12 protein-coding genes are annotated in these 12,714 nt (G+C 70.5%); 4 read left to right on the forward strand and 8 right to left on the reverse strand.

Annotation, left to right across the window (positions count from 1 at the left end):
• The first annotated feature begins 27 nt into the window (after nucleotides 1–27).
• Together trxA and GMA12_RS07210 are read left to right on the forward strand one after the other, a co-directional pair.
• Nucleotides 28–363, forward strand: coding sequence for a thioredoxin (trxA, locus tag GMA12_RS07205; RefSeq protein WP_156268605.1), 336 nt, complete (start codon nucleotides 28–30; stop codon nucleotides 361–363).
• A gap of 156 nt (nucleotides 364–519) precedes the next feature.
• Nucleotides 520–1,686, forward strand: a complete 1,167-nt coding sequence (locus GMA12_RS07210; protein WP_156268607.1) for an N-acetylmuramoyl-L-alanine amidase — start codon at nucleotides 520–522, stop codon at nucleotides 1,684–1,686.
• Nucleotides 1,687–1,757: 71 nt separating this feature from the next.
• Here the strand turns inward: GMA12_RS07210 and GMA12_RS07215 are convergent, their stop codons facing one another.
• From GMA12_RS07215 to rpmH, 8 genes are all read right to left on the reverse strand, one after another.
• Nucleotides 1,758–3,092 (reverse strand): ParB/RepB/Spo0J family partition protein, encoded by a 1,335-nt coding sequence (locus GMA12_RS07215; protein ID WP_442354864.1) that lies wholly within the window; start codon nucleotides 3,090–3,092, stop codon nucleotides 1,758–1,760.
• A gap of 989 nt (nucleotides 3,093–4,081) precedes the next feature.
• On the reverse strand, nucleotides 4,082–4,933 hold the full coding sequence (locus tag GMA12_RS07220) for a ParA family protein (RefSeq protein ID WP_370830649.1): 852 nt from the start codon (nucleotides 4,931–4,933) through the stop codon (nucleotides 4,082–4,084).
• Nucleotides 4,934–5,301: 368 nt separating this feature from the next.
• Nucleotides 5,302–5,973, reverse strand: coding sequence for a 16S rRNA (guanine(527)-N(7))-methyltransferase RsmG (gene rsmG / locus GMA12_RS07225; RefSeq protein WP_156268611.1), 672 nt, complete (start codon nucleotides 5,971–5,973; stop codon nucleotides 5,302–5,304).
• Nucleotides 5,973–6,581 carry a Jag family protein gene (locus GMA12_RS07230; RefSeq protein ID WP_156268613.1) on the reverse strand — a complete coding sequence of 203 codons (609 nt, stop codon included), beginning with the start codon at nucleotides 6,579–6,581 and terminating at the stop codon, nucleotides 5,973–5,975. Before GMA12_RS07230 ends, rsmG begins: the two co-directional genes overlap by 1 nt.
• A gap of 82 nt (nucleotides 6,582–6,663) precedes the next feature.
• Nucleotides 6,664–7,650: a membrane protein insertase YidC gene (yidC, locus tag GMA12_RS07235; protein ID WP_156268615.1), complete on the reverse strand. Its 987-nt coding sequence runs from the start codon at nucleotides 7,648–7,650 to the stop codon at nucleotides 6,664–6,666.
• Nucleotides 7,647–8,087, reverse strand: coding sequence for a membrane protein insertion efficiency factor YidD (yidD, locus tag GMA12_RS07240; protein WP_156268617.1), 441 nt, complete (start codon nucleotides 8,085–8,087; stop codon nucleotides 7,647–7,649). The genes yidC and yidD overlap by 4 nt, the downstream gene beginning before the upstream one ends.
• The gene (gene rnpA, locus GMA12_RS07245; RefSeq protein ID WP_162459601.1) at nucleotides 8,084–8,497 is read right to left on the reverse strand and encodes a ribonuclease P protein component; all 414 of its coding nucleotides are present in this window, start codon (nucleotides 8,495–8,497) and stop codon (nucleotides 8,084–8,086) included. Before rnpA ends, yidD begins: the two co-directional genes overlap by 4 nt.
• 102 nt (nucleotides 8,498–8,599) lie before the next feature.
• Nucleotides 8,600–8,737: a 50S ribosomal protein L34 gene (gene rpmH, locus GMA12_RS07250; RefSeq protein ID WP_019181680.1), complete on the reverse strand. Its 138-nt coding sequence runs from the start codon at nucleotides 8,735–8,737 to the stop codon at nucleotides 8,600–8,602.
• 653 nt (nucleotides 8,738–9,390) lie between these two features.
• Between rpmH and dnaA the strand changes: the two genes are divergently transcribed.
• Complete coding sequence (gene dnaA, locus GMA12_RS07255) at nucleotides 9,391–10,938, forward strand: chromosomal replication initiator protein DnaA (RefSeq protein ID WP_156268927.1); 1,548 nt, start codon at nucleotides 9,391–9,393, stop codon at nucleotides 10,936–10,938.
• 619 nt (nucleotides 10,939–11,557) lie between these two features.
• Complete coding sequence (dnaN, locus tag GMA12_RS07260) at nucleotides 11,558–12,682, forward strand: DNA polymerase III subunit beta (protein WP_162459602.1); 1,125 nt, start codon at nucleotides 11,558–11,560, stop codon at nucleotides 12,680–12,682.
• Nucleotides 12,683–12,714 lie beyond the last annotated feature (32 nt).

Here is a 12,714-nt window from a genome sequence, read left to right on the forward strand (position 1 = left end):
CGTGCCGGCGCCCGGACAAGGAGAAACATGAGCGCCGCCAAGAACGTCACCGACGCCGACTTCCGGACCGAGGTCCTCGAGTCGGACAAGCCCGTGATCGTCGACTTCTGGGCCGAGTGGTGCGGCCCGTGCCGCATGGTCGGTCCCGTCCTCGACGCGATCGCCGCCGAGCACGCCGAGGCCATCGAGGTCGTCAAGCTCAACGTGGACGAGAACCCTGCGGTGGCCTCCCAGTACGGCATCACCTCGATCCCCGCGATCTACCTGTTCTCGGGCGGCGAGGTCGTCAAGAAGGCCATCGGGGCGAAGCCCAAGAGCGCCCTCGAGAAGGAGTTCGCCGACTACCTGACCCCCGGGAGCTGATCGGTCGCACCGACATCCTGGCCACCTCGCGCTCATCCGTCCTCTCCCCCGAGCGGGAGGGGACGGATGAGCCGTTGTACTGGCACTGACGACGACCCGACGACCCGTGGGACACCTGTGAAACTCGACGACACCGAACCGATGCTGCGCCGGACCATGACAAACCGGCGCGTGGTGGGCCTCCGGGAGCGTCTGCTCCGCGCCGGCGTCACCGTGGCCTACCTCGCGCCGCAGGACGTGAACAACCCCTCCTACTTCGACGACCACGTCGACGCCGCCGTGCGGGCCTTCCAGCAGGAGCGCGGCCTGATCGTCGACGGACTGGTCGGCCCCGAGACCGACCGCTGCCTCAACGAGGCCCAGTACGCACTCGGCGACCGCCCCCTCTATCTCGACGAGGACCGCCCGATGCGCGGCGACGACGTCACCAGGCTCCAGCACAACCTGTCCAGGTTGGGTTTCTACTACGGGCACCTCAACGGCGTGTTCACCCGCAGCACGCACCATGCCGTGCTGGAGCTGCAGCAGAGCCTCGGCGTGGCCGACACCGGGGTGGTGGACCTCGACACCATCGCGGCCCTCGCCCGGATCAACAAGAACATCACGTCCTCGAAGGCCTTCTCGCTGCGGGACTACCACCGCCTGGAGCGCGCCACCTCGGCCCTCCGGGGGCGGTCCGTGGTCCTCGTGCCCTCGCGCGCCGCCGGTCAGCAGCCACCGGCCTCGGCCGCCCCGGACTTCGCCGCGCACGCGGACGAGGTCACCACCGACGTCGCCGTCCTGGCCTTCGGCCTGCTGCAGGAGATCGGCGCCGACCCGGCGATCGTGGCACCGGAGCCGACCCTCCGGGACCGCCGCGGTGAGCTGGTCCGCTGCGTGTCCTCCGTGCACGAGGCCACCGGCGACCGACCCGACTCCGTGGTCGTGTCCCTGCACTGCGACTGGAACGAGTCGCCCGCCGCCACGGGACTCGCCTCGTACTACTGGGGCGAGCAGGACCACTCGGAGGTCTACTCCCCCATCGGTGAGCGGGCCGCCGGGCTCGTGCTCCGGGAGATGGTCGCCCGCACCGGTGCTCTCGACCTCGGCAGCCACGCCCGGCAGTGGGAGCTGCTGCGCACCCACGACGCCCCGACCGTCTGGCTGGACCTCGGCTACCTCTCCAGCGCCACGGACCGCGCGGCTCTGGCGGATCCCGAGCACCGCAGCCACCTCGCGGAAGCCATCGTGTTCGGACTGCAGCGGATGTTCCTGCTCGCGGAGGACGACGTGCCCACGGGGACCATGCGCCTGGACGACGTGGCGGAGTTCAACGGACGCTGAGAACGTCTCCACCCAGCACGGAGCCCCGGTGTTTCACGTGAAACACCGGGGCTCCGTCGTGCACGGCTCGGTCAGGAACGCTCGATCCCCGGATCCAGGACCTCGATGATCCGGTTCAGGTCCTCCACCGAGGCGAACTCGATGGTCATCTTGCCCTTCCGCGCTCCGAGGGCGATCTTGACGCTGGTGTCCAGACGGTCGGCGAAGGCCTCGGCGATGTAGTCGAGCCGCTCCTTGTGCCGACCGGCCGGCGCCGCCGCACGCGGGACCTTCCGCTCCGTCCCCTCGGCCAGTGCCACGGCCTCCTCGGTGGCCCGGACGGAGAGCCCCTCCGCGACGATGCGCTGCGCCAGGCGCTCCATCTCCGCGGGGTCGGCCAGGGACAGGAGTGCTCGCGCATGCCCGGACGAGAGCACACCGGCCGCCACCCGGCGCTGGACGAGCGGAGGCAGCCGCAGCAGGCGAATGGTGTTGCTGATCTGCGGGCGGGACCGCCCGATGCGGCGCGAGAGCTCCTCCTGCGTGGTGCCGAACTCCTGCATGAGCTGCTGGTACGCGGCGGCCTCCTCCAGGGGGTTCAGCTGGCTGCGGTGCAGGTTCTCCAGCAGCGCGTCGCGGAGCAGGTCGTCGTCGGCGGTCTCCCGGACGATCGCCGGAATCGTGCTCAGGCCGGCGCGCTGGGTGGCCCGCCAGCGCCGCTCCCCCATCACCAGCTCGTACGAGGTGTCACCGTCCTCGCGGCTGGGCCGCACGACGATGGGCTGCAGCACGCCGAGCTCGCCGATCGAGTAGGCCAGCTCCGCGAGCTCCTCCTCGTCGAAGACCTGGCGCGGCTGCTTGCGGTTCGGATGGATCGCGGCGACGGCGATCTCGGCGAACGAGGCACCGGGAACGGCCGTCAGCTCCTCGACCGAGGTCTCCGTTTCACGTGAAACACGAGCGGCGCCCTCCGGTTCTCCGCCTGTGGCGACGTCGTTCTCATCGCGGAGTGAAGGCGTGGGCGTCTTCTGGTCGGCAGCAGCCTTGCGGGGCCGCGACGCCGTTTCACGTGAAACGTCGTCCGCCGGGGACGCCGGATCCGGCGTGCGGGTCCGCGATCGATCACCGCGCGCGGGCGTGACGTCGTCCGCCGTGTCGGTGGTTCCGCTCGCCGCGTCCTCGCCGTCAGGACGGTGACCGGTCGCCTCCCTGTCCGCGGACCCCGTCGGCGAGCCCGAGGGCAGGAAGAACATGTCGGACGGACGACTGACCAGCGTCGTGTTGCGCAGCGCCTCGCCCATGTCCATCCGGGACTTCATGGCCTTCTGGCGCGCCGCCGGGCTCACCGCCCGGCCGCGCGGACCGGTGCCCGCACGGCCGGTCGGCGCGGCGGTCTCCTCGGAGCGGCTCGGGGCCGCGTCGTTCACCCCGGCGGCGGACTCCGTCGTCCCGCTCCGGGAATGGTCCGTGCCAGGAGCACTCCGGCCGGCGGTGTCCTGCGCCGCGGCCCGGCCGGACGCACTCGGCGACGGCTCAGCGGACTGGGCGGACGCCGTTCCGGCGCCGGTGGCGGACCCGGTCGGCCGCTTCGTCGCCGCATCCGCCCGCCGTGTGGGCGCGGTGCCGCCGGACCCCGACGCCGGCCGTGCTGTGCCACTGCTGCGGTCGTCCTCCGCGGTCGAGGTGTCCGGCGTTTCACGTGAAACATCCGCGGGGGCGGTCGCGGAAGCCGGGGGAGTGGAGTGCAGCCGCTCGGACTGCCCTGCCACTGCCGTATCGGCCGGCGACGCCGGTCCGTCCGGAGCCTCCGTCGGTGCCTCTGCGGCCGGAGCGCTCGGAATGAGCGCTCCCAGTCCCCGACCCAGACCACGTCGTCGTTCGCTCACGGTGTTCCTCTCTTCGCGCGGCAATCCGGTCAATTCTAGCGGAGGAGGCGTCGGGGCCCGGTCGCTGCCCACCCCGCGCCGCACCACTGGAGAAGCGCCGCTGGGGCGCCGGAGAGCAGGCCGCCGGTCACGGCGGCATCAGGCCCTGCACGGATGGAGCCCCGCACGCCGGGCCGGCGTGCGGGGCTCCATCAGCAGTTCGGGCCGTGGTCGACGCTCGAGTCACGCCGGTGGCCGGATGCCGACCAGCACGTGAGCCTCGATTTTCTGGTGCAGGACTTCGGCCGCCTGCAGCAGTCCCGCAGCGGAGTTCGCGTGCACGTCGCCCGCGGCTCCGAAGGGCCGAGCGCCCCCGCACGGTTGCCCAGGTGCCCCCGGGCGGTTCCCGGCCCGGCGGGTGGGGCATGCGCCGGACCGCGTTTCACGTGAAACATGCTGACGCCTGGGCCTCGGTACGACCTGTCGCGACGGTGGGCACACAGCAGAGCGCCCGCCTCCGGCGGAGGCGGGCGCTCGGGGAGTGGGGTCGTTCAGCGAGCGGCGCGCTGTGCGATCTCGGCGGCGGCCTCGAGATAGGACAGGGCGCCGGTCGAGCTGGGGTCGTAGTTGATGACGCTCTGCTGATAGCTCGGCGCCTCGGAGATCCGCACCGAGCGGGGGATCACGGTCTCGAGCACCTCGGCCGGGAAGTGGGTCCGCACTTCCTCGGCCACCTGGGACGCCAGGTTGGTCCGGCCGTCGTACATGGTGAGCAGGATGGTGGACACCGTGAGCTCCGGGTTCAGGTGCTTCTGGATCATCTCGATGTTCTTCAGCAGCTGGCTCAGTCCCTCCAGTGCGTAGTACTCGCACTGGATGGGGATGAGCACCTCGGTGGCCGCGACGAACGCATTGAGGGTCAGCAGGCCCAGGCTGGGCGGGCAGTCGATGAAGACGTAGTCGAGCCGCTCCAGACCGTCCGCCTCCCGCTGCCGCGCGTAGGCCTCCAGTGCTCGTCGCAGCCGGTGCTCCCGCGCCACCATGGACACCAGCTCGATCTCGGCGCCGGCGAGGTCGATGGTCGCCGGCACCACCCACAGGTTCTCGGCCTCGACGGAGGTCTTCACCACGTCGGCGATCGGCATCTCGTCGATGAGGACGTCGTAGGTGCTGTCCACCTCGGAGTTGTGCTCCACGCCGAGGGCGGTCGAGGCGTTGCCCTGGGGATCGTTGTCGATCACCAGGACGTTCTGCCCCTGCCGCGCCAGGGCCACGGCGAGGTTCACGGAGGTGCTCGTCTTGCCGACGCCGCCCTTCTGGTTGCTGATGGTGAAGACCCGCGTCGCGGCGGGCTTCTCCAGCTGGACCTTCTTCAGCCTGGCGCGTCGCCTGGTCTCTTCCACGAGCGTCCTCCCCAGCGGCGTGTCGTCCGCCATCGTCGTCATCTTGGACAGCTGTCCGTCGGTTTCACGTGAAACACGGGTGCCACGGTCAGGAACAACCTTCAAAGGTTGATCCGCCGGATCCGGCGGGAACTCCTCGCCGAAGCCCACCGGGCTTTCCTCGCCGTCGTCGATCGGCATCTGACTGCGCACCTTCCCGGTTCGTCTCGATGTGGTTCCGTCCGGGCACAGCCTCCCGCGGGAGGGCGTCCGGGTCCGGCCGCCGGGCGGGGGAGCGGGGACCACCCCGAGGGGACAGCCACGGCGCCACGCCCGCGGCACACGCCCCCCAGCCTACCGTCGCCGCACGTCGCCGACGGCGGGACCGCTCAGAGTCGCACCCGGACCACCGTGGTCGGCTCCGCCAGCAGGTCGTCGCCCACGGTGAGGACCTCGGTGGAGCGGGCGCCGTGGCGGGCCAGCTTCTTCTGCGCCTTCTCGATCTCCTGCTCGGCGGAGCGTCCCTTGAGCGCGAGGAGCTCGCCCGTGCCGCGCAGCAGCGGGAGGGTGATGTCGAGCAGGCCCACGAGCGCGGAGACGGCTCGGGCCGTGACGACGTCCACCTCGCCCACCTCGTCCTTGGCCTGTTCGGCCCGGGCGCGCAGCACCCGGACGTTGGTCAGTCCGAGGTCGGCCACGACCTCGTCGAGCCACTGCACCCGGCGCTCCAGCGGCTCGATCAGCGTGAGCCGCAGATCGGGCCGGGCCAGTGCCAGGCACAGCCCCGGCAGCCCCGCTCCGGAGCCGACGTCCGCCACGCGCGCGTCCTGCGGGACGAGCTCCTCCACCACGGCGCAGTTGAGCACGTGGCGGCTCCAGAGCCGCGGCACCTCGCGGGGACCGATGAGACCGCGCACGATCCCCGAGGACGCCAGGTGCGCGACGTAGCGCTCCGCGAGGGCCAGCCGGTCCCCGAACAGCCGCTCGGCGGCCAGACGCTCCTGGGGATCCGCCAGCGGGGGCTCCTGCGCGGTGGGGGAGGGGCGGGGGTCGCCGGCCATCAGGCCTGCTCGGCGGAGACGACGATGTGCCGCCCCGCCCCCTCGCCCTCGGACTCGCTGACCAGTCCCTGCTCCGCGACCACGTCGTGCACGATCTTGCGCTCGTAGGCGGACAGGGGCTCGAGGTGCACCCGCCCCCCGGTCTCCTGCGCCTCCCGGACGGCGGCGAGGGCCATCTCCTGGAGCGCGGAGGACCGACGCTGCCGGTAGCCCGCGACGTCGAGCACGAGCCGGGAGCGGCGTCCGGTCGCGGCCAGGACGGACAGCCGCACGAGCTCCTGCAGCGCCTCGAGGACCTCTCCGTCCTCGCCGACGAGCACGGACAGGCTCTCGTCGTCGTCACCCTCCGCGACGACGGACAGGTACGTGCGGCCGTCGCGGACCTCGATGTCGATGTCCCCGTCGAGGTCCGCCGTGTCCAGCAGCTCCTCGAGGTAGTCCGCCGCGACCTCTCCCTCCTCCTCGAGGGGATCGAGCGCAGGGTCCGTGCCCGGATCCTGCTCCTGGCCGGTCTGCGCGGCGTCGCCCGCCGGCGCGTCGTCCCCGACGGGGAGGGGGGTCGCCTGCGCCTCGTCGGCGTCCTGGGTGGTCTGCCGGATGTCGCTCATGTCGTCTCCTGGGGCCGTGGAAGCACGGGGCCGGGAATCCCGGCCCCGTGCGGGGAGGAAGTCGCGGGGTGACCCGCAGCGGTCATCGCGCCTGTTTCTTCTTCGCCTGCTGCCGCTGACGCTTCTTGCCGACCGGCTGCTGACGCTGCCCGGCGGCGGCGCGGGCACGCTGCTCCTCGACCTCCGCCTCGTGCTCCTCGGCGGTCTTGCCGAACGGGGGCAGGCCCTTGGCGGCGCGGCGCTCGTTGAGCTCCTGCTCCGCCTGGGAACCGGGGGTCGGGTTGTTGCGGATGACCCACCACTGCTGGCCCATGGACCACACGTTGGAGACGGTCCAGTAGATGAGGACGCCGATGGGGAAGTTGATGCCGCCGATCGCGAAGACGAGCGGGAACAGGTAGAGCATCATCTGCTGCTGGCGGTACATGGGGGAGGCCTTGGCGGTCTCGCTCATGTTCTTGGCCGTCAGCTGCTTCTGGGTGAAGAACTGCGAGGCGGACATCGCGATGATCATCACGACGGCCAGGACGATGGTCGCGACGTGGTTGCCGTCGCCCGGGTTGAGCAGGGTGGAGAAGAGCGGGGCGCCGAAGAAGGTGGCCTCGTTGAAGGACTGCACGGTGGCGGCGTTGAGCACGTGCACGCCCTCGCCGGCCGCCGCCGACGTGGGCACCCCGTTGAGGACCTGGAACAGGCCGAAGAAGATCGGCATCTGCACCAGGATCGGCAGGCAGGCGGAGAACGGGTTGGAGCCGTGCCGCTTGTACAGCTCCATCTGCTCCTGGGCCATGGCCTGGCGGGAGAGCTGGTCCTTCTTGCCCTTGTACTTGGCCTGCAGCTTGGCCATCTCGGGCTGCAGCTCCTGCATGCCGCGCATGGACTTGATCTGCTTGAGGAACAGCGGGATGGTCAGCGTGCGCATGACCAGGGTGAGGCCCACGATGCACAGCACCCAGGTGATGCCCGCGGCGGGATCCATCCCGACGGCCGTCAGCAGCTCGTGGAAGACCCACAGCACGGCGGAGACGACCCACCTGAAGGGGAAGAGGATCAGTTCGAACAGATTCATGGGGAAGGCTCTCCTTGGGCCGCGGGGCCGGTGCCTCCGGCGGGGTGGTGCTGGTGGCGCTCGGCAAGGGTGGGGTGGTTCAGCAGGACGATCTTGGGCAGGGACGTGAAGTCGGGAAAGCTCCGACCGCCGTCCGGGACCCTGTCGATCCCACCGGCCGCCCAGGGGTGGCAGCGCAGGAGCCGGCGGACGCTGAGGCCGAGACCGCGCACGGCGCCGTGCACCGTGACGGACTCGAGGGCGTAGGCCGAACAGGAGGGGAAGTACCGGCAGACGTCCCCGTACAGGGGGGAGACGATGGTCCGGTAGAGCTTCAGGCCCGCGATGAGCGCGTTCTGCGGCAGGAACCAGAGAGCCTGCCACGCCGACGCCGGGCGGACGTACTCGTGGGGAGCCGCGGCGAGGAGGTCCTCGTGCCCATGGGCGTGCTCGCTCATGACGCTGGCTCCTCCCGTCCGGGTCGGTGGTCTTCTGCCGGGCACGTCCCGGTCGCGGCGCGGGGCGCGCCCGCGCGCGCGGACGCCGTCCGCCAGGCCTTGGCGTAGTCGGCGGCCAGCTCCGCCCAGTCCGCGGCGGAGGCGGGCGGGAGCGCACGGACGACCACGTCATAACCGTACGGGACCTGTCTGACCGTGGTCTGGGCGAGTTCCCGCAGGCGCCGCTTCACCTTGTTGCGCCGGACGGCGTTGCCCACCGCCTTCGAGACGACGAACCCGAAGCGCGCCGGGCGGTCCTCGGCGGTGGGACGCACATATACGACGACGTTCCGGCGCCCGTTGCGGGCGCCGGAACGCGTGGTGGCCGAGAACTGGGCCGAGGTCCGGATCCGGTGCTGGTCAGGCAGCACGGTGAGGCTCCTGATGGGCCCTGTGCTCCGTCGGTCCCGGCACGGGTCCTGCCACCCGGGGAGGGGTGGTCGTCCGGGACGCCGGTGCCGACACGGGCCGGCTCAGGCCGAGAGTTCGGTGCGGCCCTTGCTGCGGCGGGCGGCGAGGATGGCGCGGCCGGCGCGGGTGCGCATCCGGGCGCGGAAGCCGTGCTTCTTGGCGCGACGGCGGTTATTCGGCTGAAAAGTCCGCTTGCTCACTGGTTACTCCAAAGGCGTCGGGGTGTGCGCCGCGTGGTCCTCGGCGCACCGGGTCGGTACGGCGAGGGGGCGAGCGCAGCAGTGCTGGTGGATGCGTCCGAGCATGCGGAAGGCATGACAGGGGACACAAGAGACTAGCTCACCCTAGACAACGGGCCGGGGACGGTCAAATCCGCGGACGACGACACCCCTGCGCGCCGGCTCCTCCGAGCGGTCCCGCAGTGCGCCGGAGGGAACGTGACGGGCACCGGTGCGGCTTCCGGGGACCGGGCGGTGCTGTGCAGTGCACATCCTACCCACAGCTGTGCACGGATCTTGCTCACATCCTGTGGAAAACCCGTGCGGTCCCGGCCGCGGAACGGCGCGGATCAGGGCCTGAACTACACGTCTGTAGTTCCCGGAGCCCCAGCAGATCAGCTATGAACAGCTTCGCGGCATGTTCTAGGCTGGCAGTCGCGGTCGGCCCCCGAACAGCTTTTCCACCGTTGTGAACAACTCTGTGGAAAAGGCCACCGCAGCAGGGCCGGGACGACCCGTCAACCGCCTCGTCATCCCGACGACATCTCGATGACATCCCGACGACAGCAGGAGTACGCGTGGGCACGCAGGACAATCAGGCGCTCAGCGCGCAGTGGGCCGAATGCGTGCAGTACATGTACGAGGACCCCATGACCACGGGTCGGTACCGGGGGTTCATCTCCCTGGCCCAGCCGCAGGGGCTCATCGGCACCACGCTGCTCGTCGCGGTTCCCAACGAGCTGACCCGGGAGTTCTTCCAGAACCAGATGGCCTCGGTCCTGCGCTCCTCCGTGGGGCGGGCCTTCAGCCCGGAGACGCTCGTGGCATTCGTCGTGGACGCCGACCTGGAGGCCGCTCCCGCCCCGGAACCGGGACCGCAGACGGCCGCGCTGCCGCCGATCGGTGAGCTCGAGGCCGAGCGCAATCGCACCGACGGCCCCACCCGGAGCGATCCCGGGAACACCGCCGACGCCATGGGGATCGACCAGCGCATGCTCGACCTCGCCGCGGTGCGCCCGGAGCCGGTCGCACCGGCCGTCGGCGACCGTACCCTGCCCCCGCCGCGGGATCCGCAGGCCGCCCCGCCCCGCCGCCCCGTGCAGGACACCGGCACCGCCCCCGCGGTGGTGGGGGAGTGGGACAGCTCCGCGCGGCTGAACCCGAAGTACGTCTTCGACTCCTTCGTGATCGGGCAGTCCAACCGGTTCGCCCACGCCGCGGCGTTCGCGGTGGCCGAGACCCCGGCGAAGGCCTACAACCCGCTGTTCATCTACGGGGAATCCGGCCTGGGCAAGACCCACCTGCTGCACGCCATCGGCCACTACGCCAAGCGGCTGTATCCGCAGGTGCGCGTGCGCTACGTGAACTCGGAGGAGTTCACCAACGACTTCATCAACTCGATCCGCGACGACGAGGGCTCCTCCTTCAAGGAGATCTACCGCAACGTGGACATGCTGCTGATCGACGACATCCAGTTCCTGGCGGGCAAGGAGCACACGCAGGAGGAGTTCTTCCACACCTTCAACGCGCTGCACAACCACGAGAAGCAGATCGTGATCACCTCGGACATGCCACCCAAGCAGCTCACCGGATTCGCCGAGCGCATGCGCTCCCGGTTCGAGTGGGGCCTGATCACCGACGTGCAGCCCCCGGAGCTCGAGACCCGCATCGCGATCCTGCGCAAGAAGGCCACCAGCGAGGGCATGGACGCTCCCGACGACGTGCTGGAGTACATCGCCTCCCACATCTCCACCAACATCCGCGAGCTCGAGGGCGCCCTGATCCGCGTCACCGCCTTCGCCTCGCTGAACAAGCAGGCCGTGGACCTGCCCCTGGCCGAGCTGGTGCTCAAGGACCTCATCACCGACGACGGGGCGCAGGAGATCACCGCGGCCTCGATCCTGGCCCAGACCGCGGTCTACTTCGACATCACCCTCGAGGAGCTCAAGAGCAAGTCCCGCACCCGTACCCTGGTCACGGCGCGGCAGATCGCCATGTACCTGCTGCGCGAGCTCACCGACATGTCCCTGCCGAAGATCGGCCAGGAGCTCGGCGGCCGCGACCACACCACGGTGATGCACGCCGACCGCAAGATCCGCACCCTGATGGCCGAGCGCCGGCAGATCTTCAACCAGGTGACCGAGCTGACGAACCGCATCAAGCAGCAGCAGCGCGAGGGCTGAACGCCGCGCACCCGTCGCCGACGGGCCCGCCGGGACACCGGTGGGCCCGTTTTTTGTCATTCGTCCACAGGCCGCCGCCGCGCCGTTCCGGGCCGGGCACGTCTCTTCTGCACAGGAATCGGCCCCTTGTGGAGCGCCTGTGCACAGGACAGAACCCACACCTGTGGATAAAATTGTGGAATACCGCCGCGCTGCGGTGGAGAACCTCGGCACAACTGCGGCCCGGGCTGTGGAACCCGCGGAACCGCGCGGATCTTGTCCACCGGGAGCACGGCTTCCGGTGGACCGCGAATCACAGGAACTCAACAGGGCGCTGCCGCCCGGCGTCTGGCCGAGAGGCAGTTATCCACAGATTCCACAGCGGTTATTAACACTCCCGTCCTTAAAGAGATCTCCGGCCAAACAACAAGAATCCTGTGCTCCCGGCCCCCGGCGAGCCCTTCGGGACCGCCGAACCACAAGAAGTCCGCCACGGCCGGCCGAATGGCCGTCCGCCGAAACGGACGGATACGATGCAGGGGGCGAAGCCCCGGTCGGCCGCACCTCGCGGCGCGGCGGACGCCGTCCTCCGGGCGCGGGCTCCGCCGCCCCTGCTCAGACTGAAAGGCAGCAACCTCTCGTGAAGTTCTCCGTCGAACGCGATGTTCTCGCCGAGGCCGTGACCTGGACCGCCCGGTCCCTCTCTCCTCGGCCCCCGGTGCCCGTGCTGTCCGGTCTGCTCATCCGGGCGGAGGGCGGGTCGCTGTCCATCGCCAGCTTCGACTACGAGATCTCGGCACGGCTGTCGATCAGCGCCGACGTCCAGGAGGAGGGCACCACGCTCGTCTCCGGGCGGCTGCTCGCGGACATCTGCCGCTCGCTGCCCTCCGCACCGGTCGAGGTCCAGGCCGACGAGGGCAAGGTCACGCTGACCTGCCGTTCCTCGCGGTTCAACCTCGCCGCGATGCCCGTGGGCGACTACCCCGAGCTGCCGGCCCTGCCGGACGTCTCCGGCGTGGTCGCCGGCGACGAGTTCGCCCTTGCCGTGTCCCAGGTCAACATCGCGGCCAGCAAGGACGACACCCTCCCGATCCTCACCGGCGTGCGCGTGGAGATCGAGGGCGAGAAGATGACCCTCCTGGCCACCGACCGGTACCGGCTCGCCATGCGGGAGCTGACCTGGAGGCCCTCCTCCCACGACATCTCCACGGCCGCCCTGATCAAGGCCCGCACGCTCAACGACATCGCCAAGACCCTGGGCCCCGCCGGGGACATCAACATCGCGCTGTCCGACTCCGCCGAGCTCGTCGGCTTCGAGTCCGGCGGACGCCGGACCACCAGCCTGCTCATCGACGGCGAGTACCCCAAGATCCGCTCGCTGTTCCCCGAGCACACCCCGATCACGGCCGCGGTGCGCACCACCGAGCTCGTGGAGGCGGTGCGGCGCGTCTCGCTCGTGGCCGAGCGCAACACGCCCGTCCGCCTGGCCTTCACCCAGGGCCAGGTGGCCCTGGACGCCGGGACCGGCGAGGACGCCCAGGCCTCGGAGGTCCTGGACGCCCACCTGATCGGGGAGGACATCACCGTGGCCTTCAACCCCACGTACCTGTCCGAAGGCCTGCACGCCTTCTCCTCGGACTACGTGCGGTTCTCCTTCACCGCCCCGCCCAAGCCGGCGGTGCTCTCCGCGCAGGCCGAGCCGGAGGGCGAGGACCGGGACGACTACAAGTACCTGCTGATGCCGGTCCGGCTCCCGAGCCAGTGACCGGCCGGCCCCGAAGCGGAAGCTGCTGATCC

The sequence above is a fragment of the Kocuria sediminis genome (genome assembly GCF_009735315.1).
GTDB lineage: Bacteria > Actinomycetota > Actinomycetes > Actinomycetales > Micrococcaceae > Kocuria > Kocuria turfanensis.